At 71.2% G+C, this 17,000-nt stretch carries 12 protein-coding genes and 1 pseudogene; 4 read left to right on the forward strand and 9 right to left on the reverse strand.

Going from position 1 to position 17,000, the window contains the following annotated elements; all coding sequences use genetic code 11:
* Window positions 1-136: 136 nt before the first annotated feature.
* The 8 genes from BLW84_RS04575 to BLW84_RS04610 form a co-directional block, all read right to left on the reverse strand.
* Window positions 137-844: a cell division protein FtsQ/DivIB gene (locus BLW84_RS04575; RefSeq protein WP_245760924.1), complete on the reverse strand. Its 708-nt coding sequence runs from the start codon at window positions 842-844 to the stop codon at window positions 137-139.
* Between the two features lie 35 nt (window positions 845-879).
* A complete protein-coding gene (gene murC / locus BLW84_RS04580) occupies window positions 880-2,244 on the reverse strand; it encodes a UDP-N-acetylmuramate--L-alanine ligase (protein ID WP_245760937.1) in 1,365 nt (454 codons plus the stop codon).
* Between the two features lie 80 nt (window positions 2,245-2,324).
* Window positions 2,325-3,416 carry an undecaprenyldiphospho-muramoylpentapeptide beta-N-acetylglucosaminyltransferase gene (murG, locus tag BLW84_RS04585; protein ID WP_093261747.1) on the reverse strand — a complete coding sequence of 364 codons (1,092 nt, stop codon included), beginning with the start codon at window positions 3,414-3,416 and terminating at the stop codon, window positions 2,325-2,327.
* Between the two features lie 59 nt (window positions 3,417-3,475).
* Window positions 3,476-4,882 carry a putative lipid II flippase FtsW gene (gene ftsW / locus BLW84_RS04590; protein ID WP_245760938.1) on the reverse strand — a complete coding sequence of 469 codons (1,407 nt, stop codon included), beginning with the start codon at window positions 4,880-4,882 and terminating at the stop codon, window positions 3,476-3,478.
* A gap of 15 nt (window positions 4,883-4,897) precedes the next feature.
* On the reverse strand, window positions 4,898-6,295 hold the full coding sequence (gene murD, locus BLW84_RS04595) for a UDP-N-acetylmuramoyl-L-alanine--D-glutamate ligase (protein ID WP_093261590.1): 1,398 nt from the start codon (window positions 6,293-6,295) through the stop codon (window positions 4,898-4,900).
* Between the two features lie 59 nt (window positions 6,296-6,354).
* Window positions 6,355-7,434: a phospho-N-acetylmuramoyl-pentapeptide-transferase gene (gene mraY, locus BLW84_RS04600; protein ID WP_093261593.1), complete on the reverse strand. Its 1,080-nt coding sequence runs from the start codon at window positions 7,432-7,434 to the stop codon at window positions 6,355-6,357.
* Window positions 7,431-8,900 carry a UDP-N-acetylmuramoyl-tripeptide--D-alanyl-D-alanine ligase gene (locus BLW84_RS04605; RefSeq protein ID WP_093261595.1) on the reverse strand — a complete coding sequence of 490 codons (1,470 nt, stop codon included), beginning with the start codon at window positions 8,898-8,900 and terminating at the stop codon, window positions 7,431-7,433. Before BLW84_RS04605 ends, mraY begins: the two co-directional genes overlap by 4 nt.
* Window positions 8,897-10,453: a UDP-N-acetylmuramoyl-L-alanyl-D-glutamate--2,6-diaminopimelate ligase gene (locus BLW84_RS04610; RefSeq protein WP_093261597.1), complete on the reverse strand. Its 1,557-nt coding sequence runs from the start codon at window positions 10,451-10,453 to the stop codon at window positions 8,897-8,899. Before BLW84_RS04610 ends, BLW84_RS04605 begins: the two co-directional genes overlap by 4 nt.
* A 605-nt stretch (window positions 10,454-11,058) precedes the next feature.
* On the opposite strand from BLW84_RS04610, the gene BLW84_RS04615 reads away from it, so the two are divergent.
* A complete protein-coding gene (locus tag BLW84_RS04615; protein WP_093261599.1) occupies window positions 11,059-11,403 on the forward strand; it encodes a hypothetical protein in 345 nt (114 codons plus the stop codon).
* A gap of 388 nt (window positions 11,404-11,791) precedes the next feature.
* Window positions 11,792-12,277 (forward strand): CHAP domain-containing protein, encoded by a 486-nt coding sequence (locus BLW84_RS04620; protein WP_143060857.1) that lies wholly within the window; start codon window positions 11,792-11,794, stop codon window positions 12,275-12,277.
* A 65-nt stretch (window positions 12,278-12,342) separates the two neighbouring features.
* On the opposite strand, the gene BLW84_RS04625 is transcribed toward BLW84_RS04620, so the two are convergent.
* Window positions 12,343-14,061 (reverse strand): IlvD/Edd family dehydratase, encoded by a 1,719-nt coding sequence (locus tag BLW84_RS04625; protein WP_093261601.1) that lies wholly within the window; start codon window positions 14,059-14,061, stop codon window positions 12,343-12,345.
* A 216-nt stretch (window positions 14,062-14,277) separates the two neighbouring features.
* Here BLW84_RS04625 and BLW84_RS04630 point away from each other — a divergent pair, with 216 nt between their 5' ends.
* Together BLW84_RS04630 and eccCb are read left to right on the forward strand one after the other, a co-directional pair.
* On the forward strand, window positions 14,278-15,624 hold the full coding sequence (locus BLW84_RS04630; protein WP_245760925.1) for an MFS transporter: 1,347 nt from the start codon (window positions 14,278-14,280) through the stop codon (window positions 15,622-15,624).
* Window positions 15,625-15,714: 90 nt separating this feature from the next.
* A pseudogene (eccCb, locus tag BLW84_RS04635) lies at window positions 15,715-16,995 on the forward strand (type VII secretion protein EccCb); the annotation flags it as partial.
* Window positions 16,996-17,000: the final 5 nt, after the last annotated feature.

The raw sequence follows: 17,000 nt of genomic DNA on the forward strand, positions 1-17,000 counted from the left end.
CTCCGCTCAGGCCACCGTCGACAGCGCCTAGGTCATCGCGTGCGCGGCTTCGGCGAGTCCGGACTTCAGAGCTTCGACGCCTCGTCCCACGGGCCCGGGAAGTCCTTCGCCGAGTCACGCCGCCGGAAGCGGCGCGTCAGGCCACCGTCGGCAGCGCCGGGGTCGTCACGTCGTAGACGTTGCCCGGGCGGGTCAGCAGCGGCGGGAGGATCGCCGCCTTCCTCGGGGTTTCCTCCAGCGTTCCCCAGTGGACCTCGCGGTCGCCCTTGAGCGCCAGGCGGATGTCGTTCGGGTTCTCCGCGATCACCGCCGTCACGTCCGCGCGCACCGGCTGGGAGAGGGCCATCAGCACCGTCATCGCCGCGCGGGTCGCCGCGTCGTTCTGGGATGCCTCGCGCACCCGGAGCTCCGGCAGGTCCGCCGGGCGGTCCGGGACCGCCTCGAACGGCACACCGCCGGCGTCCACGAGCTGAATCCCGTTGCGGGCCACCAGGAACGCCACCGGCACCCGCTCCGTCACCTGGACCTGCACCGTCGACGGCCAGCTCAGCGACACCTGCACCGCGGCGATCTTCGGCACCACCTGCAGCCGGTCGTGGATCTGGTCGACGTCGACCTGCAGCATCGGCGTGCCCAGCTCGATGCCCGCCGCCTGCACCACCTGGTCCTGGCCCAGCGTCGCGTTGCCGACGACCTGCACCGACCGGACGCCCAGCAGCGGCGTGAAGTACAGCACGAGCGCCACCGTCGTCACCGCGGCCAGCACCGCCGGGAGCGCCCAGCGCCGCCACTTCGGCGGCGCCGACGCGCCGCCCCGCACCGGACGACCCCGGGTGCTACGCATCCCGGGACGTTCCGTTGCACGGCGGCGCGTCGGGGTCACCCCTGGTCCTCCGCGGTGTCGCGGTCGAACTCGCGGAGGATCTCCGGGCCGAGCATCGTCACGTCACCGGCCCCCATCGTCAGCACCAGGTCGCCCGGCCGGGCCAGGCCCGCGACCAGCGGCGCCGCCGCCGTGAACGACGGCTCGTAGTGCACCTTCCCCGGCGGCAGCGGCACTTCGTCGGCGATCAGCTTGCCGGTGACGCCGGGCTCCGGGTCTTCCCGCGCGCCGTAGACGTCCAGCACGACGACCTCGTCGGCCAGGCCCAGCGCCGTCGCGAACTCGCCGGCGAACGCCGCCGTGCGGGAGAACAGGTGCGGCTGGAACACCACGATCAGCCGGCCGTCGCCGACCACCGGCCGCGCCGCGCGCAGCTGCGCATCGACCTCGGTGGGGTGGTGGGCGTAGTCGTCGTAGACGCGGACGCCATCGGCGCGGCCCTTGAACTCGAAGCGCCGCCGGACGCCGCCGAACGCGGCGAGCCCGTCGAGCAGGCCGCCGAGCGGCGCGCCGAGTTCCAGCCCGGCCAGCAGCGCGGCGACCGCGTTGCCCGCCATGTGCTCGCCCGGCACCGCCACCTGCACGTCCACGCGCTCGCCGCCGAGCTCCACGGTCGCCACCCCGGAGCCGTGTTCGGCCCGGTATTCGACCAGCCGGGCATCGCCCTCGCCGGTGACCGATTTCCCGTAGCGCCGCACGCGAATCCCGAGCGCCGCCGCCTTGTCGGCCAGCGCGGCCGAGCCCGCGTCGTCGGCGCAGGCGATCAGCACGCCGCCCGGCTCGATCCGCTGCACGAACTCGTCGAAGACCGAGATGTAAGCCTCGGCAGTGCCGTGGTGGTCCAGGTGGTCCGGTTCGACGTTGGTCACCACCGCGACCGATGGCGAGAACACCAGGAACGAGCCGTCGCTCTCGTCCGCCTCGGCGACGAAGATGCTGCCGTCGCCGTGGTGCGCGTTCGCGCCCGACTCGTTGAGGTCGCCACCGATGGCGAAGGACGGGTCGAAGCGGCAGTGCTGCAAGGCCACCGTCAGCATCGACGTCGTCGACGTCTTGCCGTGGGTGCCCGCGACGCACGCCACCCGGTGCCCGGCCATCAGCGCCGCCAGCGCCTCGGCGCGGCGCAGCACCGTGACCCCCCGGCGCTGCGCCTCGACCAGCTCCGCGTTGTCCTGCTTGATCGCGGTGGACACCACGACCGCCGTCGGGTCCGCGTCGAACTGGTCCAGGTTCTCGGCCCGGTGGCCGATGCCGATGTGCGCGCCCTGGGCGCGCAGCGCCAGCACCGTGCGCGAGTCGCGGGCGTCCGAGCCGGACACCTCCTGCCCGCGGGCCAGCAGGATGCGGGCGATGCCGCTCATCCCGGCGCCACCGATGCCGACCAGGTGCACCCGGGCCAGCACGGCTTCCAGGTCCGAAAGGTTCGAGGGGGATGTTCCGGTCACTGTCCGGCCACCTCCAGCACGATCTGCGCGAGCACCCGGTCCGCCTCGCGGTGGCCGCTGCCCAGCGTCGCCCGGCTCATCTCCTGCAGCCGCTGGGCGTCGAGCGCCAGCGGCAACACCTCGTCGATGACGCGCTGCGTGGTCAGCTCCGCGTCCGCCACCAGCCGCGCACCGCCCGCGGCGACCACCGGCTGCGCGTTGAGCGCCTGCTCGCCGTTGCCGTGCGGCAGCGGCACGAACACCGCGGGCAGCCCGACGGCCGAGACCTCGGCGACGGTCATCGCGCCGGACCGGCACACCACCAGGTCCGCCGCGGCGTACGCCAGGTCCATCCGCTCCAGGTAGGGCACCGCCGTGTACACCGGCGCGCCTGGAACCTGCTGCACCGCAATGGTGTTCTTCGGGCCGTGCGCGTGCAGCACGCCGACTCCGGCGCGCCCCAGCGCTTCCGCCGCGCCGGAGAACGCGGTGTTCAGGGTGCGGGCGCCCTGCGAGCCGCCGAACACCAGGACCGTCGGCGCGTGCGGGTGCAGCCCGAAGTGCTGGCGGGCCTGCATCCGCAGCGCCCACCTGTCCAGCTGCGTGATCGACTCGCGCAGCGGGATGCCGATGGTCTGCGCCCCGGCCAGGCCGCTGTCCGGGGTCGCCGACAGCACGCGTTCCGCGAACTTCGCGCCGACCTTGTTCGCCAGCCCCGCGCGCGCGTTCGCCTCGTGCACCACGATCGGCACCCGGCCGCGCGCGGCCAGGTAGGCGGGCAGCGACACGTAGCCGCCGAAGCCGATCACCACGTCCGCGCCGACGCGCTCCAGCACCTCGCGGGTCTGCTTCACCGAATCCCGCACCTTCAGCGGCAGCTTCAGCAGATCGACGTTGGGCTTGCGCGGCATCGGCACCGGCGGGATGAGCTCCAGCGGGTAACCGCGGGCCGGTACCAGCCGGTTCTCCAAGCCCCGCTCGGTGCCCAGCGCGGTCACCCGGGCGTCGGGCCGCAGCCGGCGCACCGCGTCGGCCAGCGCCAGCGCGGGCTCGATGTGCCCGGCGGTGCCGCCGCCGGCGACCACCACCGACAGCGGCCGCCTGGCCATGGCGGCGCCCCGCGGGTCGGCCGCAGCACCCTGGTCGATGCGGACCGTCTGCTCCCCGCTCAACGGTGTCCTCCTCGTGTCTGCGCCCGGGATCCGGGTCGTCCGCTGCGCGCACCACGCGCGCGCGTGTCCCCGCTTCCCCGGCGAGTTGCCGCCGCCCCGGAGCTCTTCGCGCCGGGCCGGCTTCGTGGGGTCGGTCGTGCCGGCCGCCGCTTCGCCGGTGGCCGGTACGGCGCCGGGGTGGGCAGCCGCAGCAGCTTGCCTACCCGACCCGGCCCCAAAGACCGTAGCGCGGCGATGGCCTCGGGTTCGTGCCGGGCGAAGTTCGCCAGCAGGCCGAACACCAGCATCGCCGTGACCACAGACGATCCGCCGGAGGAGATCAGCGGCAGCGGCAGCCCGGTGGTGGGCAGCAGGCCCACCACGTAGCCGACGTTGATGATCGCCTGCCCCACCAGCCACGTCGTCAGCGTCGCCGAAACCAGCCGGATGAACGGGTCGGTGTTGCGGAACGCGATGCGCATGCCCACGTACGCGGTGGTGCCGAAGAGCATCAGCACGATCGCGCAGCCGACGAACCCGAGTTCCTCACCGATCACCGCGAAGATGAAGTCGTTGTGCACGTTGGGCAGGTACTGCCACTTCGACCAGCCCTGCCCCAGCCCGCGGCCGAACAGACCGCCGTCGGCCAGCGCGAACAGCGCCTGCGAGGCCTGGTAGCCGTTGCCGGACGGGTCGGCGAGCGGATCGAGGAAGCTGGTCAGCCGCGCCATCCGGTAGTCGGCGACCATCGCCAGCACCACGCCGCCGGTCACCGCGCCCAGCAGCATCACCAGGAACAGCCGCAGCGGCGCACCGGCGAACCACAGCAGCGCCAGCAGCACGATGAACAGCGTGATCGTGGACCCGAGGTCGGGCTGCATCATGACCAGCGCGAACATCAGCAGCGCCGCGGGCACCACCGGCACCAGCAGGTGCCGGTACTGCGTCATCAGGCCGCGCTTGGTGACGAGCACGTGCGCGCCCCACAGCGCGAAGGCGATCTTGGCGAACTCGACGGGCTGGAACGACACGCCGGCGACCACGAACCAGCTCTGCGCGCCGTTCAGCTTGACGCCCAGCGGCGTCAGCACGGCCACCAGCAGCCCGAGGCAGATCGTCAGCAGGATCAGGCTGTACCGGCGCATCAGCCGCACCGGCACCCGCATCGCGGCGTAGAACACCAGCAGCCCGGCGAGGCAGTACATCACCTGCTTGCTGAACACGCTGTAGGACGAGCCGTCCTTGTCGAACGAGTCGACGCTGGAGGCCGAGAGCACCATCACCAGGCCGAAGATCGTCAGCAGGCCGAAGACGGCCAGCAGCAGGTGGAAGGACGCCAGCGGCCGGGTCAGCCAAGCGGTCAGCGGCGACAGCACGGTCCGGGTGGCGCGCTTCCTCGGGCTGCGCGCGGCGGGCTTGGTCATCGTGGTCACGGCGGATCACCCGCCGTGCGCCGCCGGGGCATCGGCCAGCACCGCGCGCACCGCGTCGGCGAAAGCCCGGCCCCGGTGGGCGTAGTCGGTGAACATGTCCATCGACGCGGCGGCCGGGGCGAGCAGGACCACCGAGCCCGGACGCGCGAACTCGTCGGCCGCGCGAACAGCTTCCAGCATGCCCGCATCGTCCCCCGCGGCGACCTCGCGGACCGGCACATCCGGCGCGTGTCGGGCCAGCGCGGTGGCGAACCGGCCCCGATCGCGGCCGATCAGCACCGCGGCGGCGAGCCGATCGGCGTTGGCCGCGACCAGTTCGTCGACCTCGGCGCCCTTCAGCAACCCGCCCGCGATCCACACCACCCGGGGATGCGCGCGCAGTGCCGCGTCCGCCGCGTGCGGGTTGGTCGCCTTGGAATCGTCTACATAGGACACGCCGGCGGCCTCCGCGACGACCACCGACCGGTGCGCGCCCGGCTGGAACGTCCGCAGCCCGTCGGCCACCGCCGCCGGCTCGACGCCGCAGGCCCGCGCCAGCGCCGCCGCGGCCAGCGCGTTCGCCACGTTGTGCGGGCCCGCCGGATGCACGTCCGCGAGCCCCGCGAGCACCACGCCATCGCCGAAGGCCCGGTCCACCAGCGAACCGCCCGCCACGCCCAGCTGCCCCTCCGCCGGGGCGCCCAGGGTGAAGGAGACCCGCCGGGCGTCCGCCACGGCAGCGGCGGACAGCCGGGTCGACCACTCGTCGTCGGCGTTCGCGACGGCGACGGAGTTGCCGGCGTACACCTTCGCCTTGGCGTCGCCGTAGGCGTCGAGGGAACCGTGCCAGTCCAGGTGGTCGGCGGCGAGGTTGAGGACGACGGCGGCGAACGCCGCCACGGAATCCGACCAGTGCAGCTGGAAGCTGGACAGCTCCACGGCGAGCACCTCGTGCCCGGCGCGGACCGCGTCGACCACCGGCAGCCCGACGTTCCCGCAGGCCACCACGTCGACGCCGGCGGCCCGCAGGATCGACTCCAGCATGCTGACCGTCGTCGTCTTGCCGTTGGTGCCGGTGACCGCCAGCCACCTGGCCGGCACCTCTTTCTCCTGGTCCAGCCGCCAGGCCAGCTCGACCTCGCCGATCACCTCGACGCCGGCCGCCACGGCCGCCGCCAGCAGCGGCGCGTCCGGCCGCCAGCCGGGGCTGGTGACGACCAGGTCGGTGCCCGCGGGCGGCTCGACCAGTCCGGCTACCAGCTCCGCGCCCTGCGCCTGCAGCGACGCCAACGCCACCAGCCGGTCGGCGGAGGCGTCGGTGACGGTGACCGTCGCACCCGCCGCCAGCAGCGCCTCGGCGGCCGAGCGGCCGGACACCCCGGCACCGGCCACCAGCACGTTCCGCCCCTCGAACCGCCCTGCCACCGGTCCGCCTCCCTAACGTGTCTTCGCAGTCGGCCGTGCGACGGCCCCGACGCCCGTCGTCACTTGAGGATCATGGCCTTCTCCAGCCAGTCCGCGTAGAACAGGCCGACGCCGAACATGCAGCTGATCCCGGCCAGCACCCAGAACCGGATGATCACCGTGGTTTCCGCCCACCCGGCTAGCTCGAAGTGGTGGTGGAACGGCGCCATCCGGAACAGCCGTCGCCGGGTGCTGCGGAACACCACGATCTGCAGCACCACCGACAGCGCCTCGACCACGAACACGCCGCCGATGACGATCATCAGCAGTTCGGTGCGGGTGACCATGGACAGCCCGGCCAGCAGGCCGCCCAGCGCCAGCGAACCGGTGTCGCCCATGAAGATCTTCGCGGGCGCGGCGTTCCACCACAGGAAGCCGACGCAGGCCGCCATCGCCGCCGCGGCGACCACCGCGATGTCCAGCGGGTCACGCACCGTGTAGCAGCCCGGCATCGGGCCCGACGGCGCGAAGCAGTCGTTGCGCAGCTGCCAGAACGAGATCAGCACGTAGGTGGCCAGCACCATCGCCGCGGTGCCGCCGGCCAGGCCGTCCATGCCGTCGGTGAAGTTGACGGCGTTCGACCAGCCGCTGATCGCGACGTAGGCGAAGATCACGAACCCGATCGCGCCGAACGAGATCACCGTGATGTCGCGCAGGAACGACAGCTCCACCGATGCCGGGGTGACGCCGTTGGAGTTGGCGAACCGGATCGCCAGGATCGCGAACAGCACCGAGGCGATCAGCTGGCCGACCAGCTTCGCGGTCTTGTTCAGCCCGAGGTTGCGCTGCTTGCGGATCTTGATGAAGTCGTCCAGGAACCCGACGATGCCCAGCGCCGTGGTCAGGCCCAGCACCAGCAGCCCGGACGCGGTCATCGGGTCGCCGCCCATCAGGTGGCTCACCAGGTAGCCGACCCACATGGCCACCAGGATCGCCACGCCACCCATGGTCGGGGTGCCGCGCTTGGCGGCGTGCTGGCTCTGCACCTCTTCCCGGATCTCCTGGCCGAAGCCCTGCCTGGAGAACACCCGGATCAGATAGGGCGTGAACAGGATCGAAACGACGAGCGACACGGCGGCCGCCACGAGGATCGGCTTCACGGCTGCTGCCTCCCCGCGTCCCCTTCGGCCAGCAGTGCCTCGGCGACCCGCCACAGCCCGGCGGAATTCGATGCCTTGGTCAGCACCACATCACCGGAACGCAGCTCGGCGCGCAGCAGCGCGACGGCCGCATCGACGTCCGGCACCAGAACCGACTCCTCTCCCCACGACCCCTCCAGCGATGCCGCCTGGTGCATCACCTGGGCCTGCTCGCCGACCACCACCAGCCGGTCGATGTTCAGCCGGACGACCAGCCGTCCGATCTCGTCGTGCGCCTCGGTATCCGACTCGCCGAGTTCGGCCATCGGTCCCAGCACCGCCCACGCCCGGCCCGGACGCCCGCGGGTCATCGCGGCCAGCGTCTTCAGCGCCGCCCGGACCGACTCCGGGTTGGCGTTGTAGGCGTCGTTGACGACCGTGAAGCCACCCGGCGCCTCGCTGACCTCCATGCGCCGCGCGGACACCCGGCGCACCGAGCCGAGCCGCTCGGCCACCTGCTCGACGGTCGCGCCGAGCTCCAGCGCCACGGCGGCCGCGGTCAGCGCGTTGCCCACGTGGTGCTCGCCGAACAGCGGCAGCGTCACCCGGGCCTCGCCCTGCGCGGTGACCAGCGTGAACGTCGGTCGCGCCAGCTCGTCGACGTCGACGTCCACGGCGCGCACGTGCGCGTCGGGATGTTCGCCGACGAAGACGACGCGGGCCTTCGTGCGCTCCGCCATCGCCGCGACCAGCGGGTCGTCGGCGTTGAGCACCGCCACGCCGTCCGCGGGCAGCGCCTCGACCAGTTCTCCCTTGGCCTGGGCCACCGCCTCCTGCGAGCCGAACTCGCCGAGGTGCGCGTGGCCGACGTTGAGCACCGCGCCGATGCGCGGCGGCGCCACCTCGCAGAGGTGCGCGATGTGCCCGACGCCGCGCGCGGACAGCTCCAGCACCAGGTGCCGGGTGTTCTCGTCGGCGCGCAGCACGGTCCACGGGTGGCCGAGCTCGTTGTTGAACGAGCCGGGCGGCGCGACCGTCGAGCCCATCGGCTCCAGCAGCTGCGCGATCAAGTCCTTGGTGGACGTCTTGCCCGACGAGCCGGTCACGCCCACCACGGTGAGCTGCGGCAGCCGGTCGACCACGTGGCGGGCCAGCTTCGCCAGCCCGGCCAGCACTGCGGCACCGGAACCGTCCACGTCGCCGGCCAACGCCAGCGCGCCGTGCCTGTCGTCGTCCACCGGCGGCACGATCACCGCCGGGGCGTCGACCTCCCGCGCGGCGAGCACGCCCGCCGCACCGTCCGCGATCGCCTGCGCGGCGAAGTCGTGCCCGTCGACCCGTTCCCCGGGCACGGCCACGAACAGCCCGCCGGGTTCGATCTTGCGGGAGTCGAACTCGACACCCGCGCTGACGATCTCCGGGCCTTCCGCACGATGAAGCCTGCCGTCCACCGCTTCCGCGATGTCAGCGAGGCTGAGCCGGATCAACTTGCCTCCTCGTCGCCCTGCCCCCGACGAACATCGGTTTTCCCTGGGGCCCCGAGCCTATGGCGCAGGGCTGCGGCGAGTTCCTCCCGGTCGGAGAAGGGGTGCACGACGCCCGCCACCTCCTGCCCTGTCTCGTGGCCCTTGCCCGCGACGACGACGATGTCGCCCGGTTCGGCTCGCTCGACCGCCGCGGTGATGGCCGCGCGCCGGTCGCCGATCTCGATCACGTCCCCGCGCTGGTCGGCGGGCACCTCCTGCGCACCGGCCAGCATGGCCGCCCGGATGTCCGCCGGGTCCTCGCTGCGCGGGTTGTCGTCGGTGACGATCAGCAGCTCGGACCGGCGGGCGGCCGCCTCGCCCATCAACGGCCGCTTCGCGACATCCCGGTCGCCTCCGCAGCCGAGCACGACGATCACCTTGCCGTCGACCTGCGCGCGGGCCGCGTCGAGCACCGCGGCGACCGCGCCGGGCTTGTGCGAGTAGTCCACCACAGCGGTGAATTCCTGCCTGAGCGCGACACGCTCCATGCGGCCGGGCACGTCGACTTCCGCGAGGCCGCGCTCGATGGCCCAGGTCGGCACGTCGGCGGCGTGCAGGACGCCGATCGCGAGCAGCGCGTTGGCGACGTTGAACGGGCCGGGCAGCCGCAGCCGGATGTCCAGCTCCAGGCCGTCGGGGCCGTGCGCGGTGAAGGTCTGCTCCCCGGTCGGGAACGCCTGCACGTCGGTGGCGGACCAGGTCGCGTCCGCGGCGGTGGACACCGTGATGGTGTCCGGCTTGACCAGCCGCTTGCCCCAGTCGGTGTCGATGCAGACGACCTCGTGCTCGGCGCGGCCGTCGAACAGCAGCGCCTTCGCCTGGAAGTAGTCCTCGAGGTCGCGGTGGAAGTCCAGGTGGTCCTGGGAGAGGTTGGTGAAGGCGCCGACGGCGAACCGGGTGCCGGAGACGCGGCCCATGGCCAGCGCGTGGCTGGAGACCTCCATCGGCACATAGGTCACCCGGTGCTCGACCATCACGGCCAGCAGCGCCTGCAGGTCCGGCGCCTCGGGGGTGGTGAACGCGCTGTCCAGCCGGTCGCCCGCGATGCGGGTCTCGACGGTGCCGACCAGCCCGGTGCCGAACCCGGCGGCCTGCAGCGCGGACTCCAGCAGGTAGGTCGTGGTGGTCTTGCCGGAGGTGCCGGTCACGCCGAGCACCTTGAGCTTCTGCGACGGGTCGCCGTAGATCAGCGCCGAGGCGGTGCCGAGCACGCCGCGCGGATCGTCGTGCACGAGCAGCGCGACCTTGCCCTCCCGGACGGCGGGGTGCTCGGCGAGGGTGACCCGCTCGATCCCGGCCTGGTCGGTGAGCACTGCGACGGCGCCGGCATCCAGCGCCTGCTCGGCGAAGTCGGCGCCGTGCACGCGGGTGCCCGGCAGCGCGGCGAACAGATCGCCAGGACGAACGTGCTGAGCACGCAGGGTCGCCCCGGTCACCGGCGCTGCGGCAGCGCTGTGACCAGGGGCGCGAAGTACGCGCGCGCCGATGAAATCGGCGAGCTTCTCGATCTCCACCGGCTCGACGTGAGACGGGCGAGGTGGAGCTGTCGCGACCGCGGAAGGCACGTCGCGACAGGCTACCGGTACCACCTGAGGAAGCATCCCCATGGTCGGCCACCTGTTCGGTCGATCACCGGCTGCGCCGTCCGGCCCAGCACCGATTCGCCCACACCGCCGCACTCCCGAGGTGCAGTAGAACTCGTCCGACTCGGATATTCGGGCCACGCCGCGGCGAGGCCGCCGACGCGGGGCGCGGCGTGCGACTGGGCACCGACCGCCTACGGCGTGATCTGCCAGTTCCTGCCGCCGGTCTTGGACAACACCGCCGAGACCGTGCTGTCGACCACATCCGTGGCACACGATGCGGTTTCCGCGCTCTCGACCGCCCTGCGCGAAGCCATCGCGGACCACGAGGCGACCGGCCGCCCTGCAGCGCATGGCCGACGAACTCGGCGGCTGAGGAAAAGATTGAATGAGGAGCCCATGAGCGACCTCGGGCATCTAATTCGCACGCCTTGCACGGTGTACCTCACGCTTGGGAAGCCCGTCTCAAAGACGACGAAAGCGTCAACTACTACCGCCTGGACCCGGGGAACAAACCACGGAATCCCATGCAAAAATTGCCGAACGAATCGCTCTGGAAGTTCCTCGCAGATCACATCGGACACCCGCTGATCATCAGATTCGACTACGAAGACGGCATGGCGGAGGCCGAAGAAGACTATACCGAGATCGGAGGCGAAGCCGCCGATGATAACGTCCCCCCATCAGTCCTGCACCGGTGGCAGGATGATCGAGACAAGCCTCTTCGCGCAATCAGCGTTCGCAACGCAAACGAATCGTCGATGGTCGCACGAAATTTGAGCCTGCCAAGCCCGTACGTGCTCCGCCAAATCGCCGATACCGATGCCTCACAGATCGTATTCAGGCACTTCGAGCAACTGTGGACCAAAATCGGCCGGTAGCGGTCGAGCTGCTGCATTCCCGTTTCGAGGATCCAGCCCGCGAGCGTGACCCTTCCCTGCTTCCAGGCATGTGGCAGGAGCATTCCCGGCGCACCCGCCCCGACTCGGCGCGATATCAGAAACAGTAGCCGCGTACTGCCCTCCGGATGTGCAGAACCTCGAAGCCGGCCGGAACCCGTGACCGATGATCTGCGGTGACGTCACCGCATCTCGGAACCGCAAGACGCGCAAGCCCCCACCGCCGCCGGCACCACGCTCACGGGTGGCGCGAAGGAGCCGCGAATGCAGGCTGTCATCGGCTGTTCAGGTGTTCTTGATGGTGTTCGGCAGTGGGGGTCGCTAGCGTCCTTCCCGTTCGTTGGAGATTTTTGCGCTCCGGGAGGACTTCGTGAACAAGAACCGTCTCGTTCGATTAACCGGCGCCTGCGGTGTTGCCGCAGCACTCGTGCTCGCTCCGCTCGCCGCGCCGAGCGTGATCGCCGAACCCGCATCGCAGGCCGTTCAGATGAGTCCCGCCGATGGCACCGCGCAGGGCGCCGTCGAGTGGTTCCAGCAGCACCAGGGCGACACCTCCTACCAGGGCCTCTGCGAGAAGGCCGTGGAGAACGCCTGGGGCACGACGGGCGTCTGGCCGTCCGCGATCGCGCACTGGCAGGGCGCGGTGCGCGCGGGCAAGGCGCACACCGACGGCTCCACCCCACCCAAGGGCGCGTTCGTGTACTGGAACATCAGCCAGTACGGGCACGTCGGCATCGCCGACGGCAAGGGCGGCATCTACGCGAGCAGCATCGGCGGCAAGATCGGCCACGCCGACAGCGTCTCCTACTTCAAGAACTACCTCGGCTGGAGCGACCCGCAGGTGCCGCGCGGCTGACCACAGTGGACACCCTCGGCCGGTCGCGGGCCTTCCAGGACGCCCCGGAAGGCCCGCGGCCGCCGTCAGTGGCCGTCGCGGGGCACGTCGCTGCCGGACTTGCCGACCAGGAAGTCCAGATCCGCGCCGTCCGACGCCTGCAGCACGTGGTCGTAGTACAGCCGCTGGTAGCCGCGCGGGTACGGGTTGTCCGGATCCTTCCACTCCGCCCGGCGTCGGTTCAGCTCGTCCTCCGGCACCTCCAGGTCGACGCGGCGGTTCGGCACGTCGATGCTGACGATGTCGCCGGTGTGCACGAAGGCCAGCGGGCCGCCCGCGGCCGCCTCCGGCGTGACGTGCAGGATCACCGTGCCGTAGGCGGTGCCGCTCATCCGGCCGTCGGAAATCCGCACGATGTCGTCGAATCCGCGGTCCTGCACCTTCTTCGGCACCGGCACGTTGGCCACCTCCGGCATGCCCGGATAGCCCTTCGGCCCCGCGTTGCGGACGATCAGCACCGTGTTCTCGTCGACGTCGAGGTCGTCGTCCTTGCAGACCGCGCAGTAGTCGTCGACGTCCTCGAAGACCATCGCCGGGCCGCGGTGCTGCAGCAGCCGGGGCGACGCCGCGGACTGCTTGATCACCGCACCGTCCGGCGCCAGCGAGCCGCGCAGCACGGCCGTTCCGGTGCCGACGGCCTGGAACGGCTCGTCGAACGCGGTGATCACCTCGCGGTTGTGCACTTCCGCGCCGGCGATGTTCTCGCCCATCGAGCGGCCGTTGACCGTCACCGCCGAGCGCTCGACCAGGTCGCCGAGCTCCTTCAGCACCGCGGGCAGCCCGCCCGCGTAGCAGAAGTCCTCCATCAGGAACTTGCCGCTGGGCTGCAGGTTCACCAGCGTCGGCACGTCGCGGGTGTCGGTGTCGAAGTCGTCGACGGTCAGCTCCACGCCGACGCGCTTGGCGATGGCGATCAGGTGCACGACGGCGTTGGTGGAGCCGCCGATCGCGGCGTTGGCCCGGATCGCGTTGCGGAACGCGTCGCGGGTGAGCACGTCGGAGGGTTTGAGATCTTCCTCGACCATCTCGACGATGCGCTGCCCGGTCTGCTGGGCGGCGGCGTAGCGGCGCGCGTCGACGGCCGGCCAGGACGCCGCGTACGGCAGCTGCATGCCGAGCGCCTCGACGATGCAGGCCATCGTGGACGCGGTGCCCATCGTCATGCAGTGCCCGTTGGAGCGGGACATGCAGCCCTCGATGAAGTAGCACTCGTCCTGCGTGATCTTGCCCGCCACGAGGTCGGCCTCGGCCTGCCAGACCGCGGTGCCGGAGCCGATGTCGGTGCCCCGGTACTTGCCGTTGAGCATCGGCCCGCCGGTGAGCATCGCGGTGGGCAGGTCGACGCTGGCCGCCGCCATCAGCAGGCCGGGCGTCGTCTTGTCGCACCCGGACAGCAGCACGACGGCGTCCAGCGGGTTGGCGCGGATGGTCTCCTCGGCCTGCATCGCGAGGAGGTTGCGGTAGAGCATGGTGGTCGGGCGCATGAGCGTCTCGCCCAGCGCCATGTTCGGGAACTCCAGCGGGAAACCGCCCGCCTGCCACACCCCGCGCTTGACCGCCTCGGCGATCCGCTGCTGGTGGGCGTTGCACGGTGCCAGCTCGGACCAGGTGGTGCCGATGCCGATCACCGGGCGGCCGTCGAACACCTCGTCGCTGTAGCCCTGGTTCTTGACCCAGGATCGGGCGGTCATCCCGGCCCGGCCGTGGGCCCCGAACCAACTCGCACTGCGCCGTGGCGTGCTCATGCGTCCTCCATCGCCGAGACCATGGTCTGACCACTGCGACGTAACCAGCTCGCCCGGCCGGGCGCAATAGCCCGGCCCCGACCATCCGCAATCTCGAACAATGGTTGCGATACCGGACGCGCCATTGACGACCCCGACCGGCCGCCCTACGCTCGTGACCCAAATCACGAACGTAGTTCGATATTTCGAACGCTCACCACCTCAGTGGGAGGCACGGTGCACACCGGCGAGCGAGCGCCCGACGAGGCGCTCACGACCGCGATCCGGCGGGTCATGGTGCGGCTGCTGCCGTTCCTGTTCTTCATGTACGTGATCGCGTTCCTGGATCGCGTCAACATCGGGTTCGCCAAGCAGGAGTTCCAGGCGCACGCCGGGATCTCGGAGGGGGCCTACGCGCTCGGGGCCGGGCTGTTCTTCATCGGGTACGCGCTGTTCGAGGTGCCGAGCAACCTCATCATGACGCGGGTCGGCGCGCGCTGGTGGATGTGCCGGATCATGGTGACCTGGGGCATCATCTCGGCCGCGATGGCCCTGGTGAACAGCGAGTTCCTGTTCTACCTGCTGCGCTTCCTGCTCGGCGTCGCCGAAGCGGGCTTCTTCCCCGGCGTCATCCTGTACATCACCTACTGGGTGCCGCACGCGTACCGAGCGCGCTGCAACGCGCTGTTCTACTTCGGCATCCCGCTCGCCTCGGTGCTCGGCGGCCCGCTCTCCGGATTGCTGCTGGAACTCGACGGCGTGGCGGGAATCCTGGGCTGGCAGTGGATGTTCGCGGTCGAGGGCCTGATCGCGTGCGTGGTCGGCGTGTGGGCGTACTTCTACCTGGACAACAAGCCCGTCGACGCCAAGTGGCTCTCGCCCGACCAGCGCACCGCCCTGCAGACGGCGGTCGACCGCGAGGCCGAGGCCAAGCAGGCGCACGGCCCGCACCGGATGTGGTCGACCCTGGTGGACCGGCGGGTGCTGTACTTCTGCCTGATCTACTTCCTGATCCAGTGCAGCGTCTACGGCATGACGTTCTACCTGCCGACTCAGGTGGCCGCCGCCGTAGGCAGCAAGGTCGGCCTGCTGGTCGGCCTGGTGACGGCGATCCCGTGGACCGTGGCGCTGCTGGTGAACATCGTCGTGTCCACCGGAGCGGACCGGCTCGCCCAGCCCAAGAAGCGGTTCGTCGCCGCGGCGTGCGTCGCCACCGGATCCGTCGGCATCGCGGCGTCGGCGTTCTTCAGCAGCCCGGTGCTGGCGATCGCGGGCCTGGCGGTGGCCGCCGCCGGGTACATCTCGGTGCAGCCGGTGTTCTGGACGTTCCCGGCGGCGTACCTGACCGGCACGGCCGCCGCGGCCGGCATCGGCCTGATCAACTCGCTGGGCAACCTGGGCGGATTCGTGGCCCCGATCGCGAAGACCTGGATCGAGACCTCCTTCCGCTCGCAGACGGCGGGCCTCTACCTGCTGGCGTTCTGCGGCTTCGCGGCGGCGGCGCTGTTCCTCACGCTGTCCCGTTTCAAAGCCCCCGCCGAGGAGATCCAGACCTCACCGAGCAAGACCGGAGGGGCCACCTGACGGCGGGTCGGTCGAACGACCGTGGTGCGACAAGCCGCTTGATATACATGGCTAGCCGCATCACGACGTTCGGGGGGACAGCAGCTCTTCCAGCAGCTGGGAATCCAGAGCATGGCGGAACTACGCGACCGCAGGCTGCGCGGCGAGCCGGATCCCGACCCGTACGGCGACGCGTTCCTCCTGATCGACGGCTGGGAAGAGCTACGAGCGGTGTTCCCGGAGACAGACGTCTACGTCCGCCAGCTGGCTGAAAAAGGCCTGACGTTGGGCATCCACGTGCTCGTCGCGGCCAAGCAGTGGGCCGCCATCCGCCCCGGGCTGCGGAATCTGCTGCAGACCCGCATCGAGCTGCGGCTCTCGGACTCGGACCAATCGGAGATCGGCGCCGAGCACGCCGCACGCGTGCCCCAGCGCCGACCGGGCCGCGGCATGCACCCGAGCAAACAGCACTTCCTCACCGCGCTACCCCGGGTGGACGGCGCGAAGCTCGACGCCCTGGTGGAAGCCGACCAGAAGAACGGGCGGTGGCCCCGCCGCGCGCAGGAGGTCTACCGCGACAGCCACGCCGAAGCCGTCGCGGGCCTGGTCGACCGCGTGCGCTCCGGCTGGCGCGGATACCCGGCTCCGCCGGTGCGGCTGCTGCCGACGGAGCTGCCGTACCGGTTCCCGCCGGCGAACGACCCGAAGCAGATCCCGCTGGGCATCGGCGAGAAAGCCCTGCAACCGGTGCACCTGGATTTCCGCCGGGAGCCGCACTTCTACGCGATCGGCGAACGCGGATCCGGCCGGACCACGCTGCTGCGGACCATCGTCCGCGGCATCACCGAGCGGTACTCGCCGCAGGAAGCGCTGATCATGCTGGTCGACTACCGGCGCACGCTGCTCGGGTTCCTCACCACCGAGCACCTGGCCGCGTACGTGATCACCCCTGACCAGCTCAGGAGCCACGTCGAGGACGTGATCCCGGCGCTGCGGAAGCGGATGCCGGGGCCGCACGTGACGCAGGAACAGGTGCGGAACCGCTCCTGGTGGTCGGGCCCCGACCTGTTCATCGTCATCGACGACTACGAGCTGGTGGCGTCCGGCGGCGAGAACCCGCTCGCGCCGCTGGCGGAGTTCCTGCCGATGGCCGCCGATCTCGGCCTGCACGTCGTGCTGACCCGCGACTCCGCCGGTGCGACCCGCGGGATGTTCGAGCGCTTCACCTTGACGCTGCGCGAAACCAGCGCTCCGGCACTGGCGATGAGCGCGAACGCCGATGCAGGCAGGCTGATCGGCGTCACGCACTCTCGCCCGCTCCCGCCCGGCCGGGGCACCCTCGTCAGCCGCCTCGACGGAAGCCAGCTGATCCAGACGCCCCTCGTCCCCTGACGCCG

The sequence above is a fragment of the Saccharopolyspora shandongensis genome, assembly GCF_900106995.1.
GTDB lineage: Bacteria > Actinomycetota > Actinomycetes > Mycobacteriales > Pseudonocardiaceae > Saccharopolyspora > Saccharopolyspora shandongensis.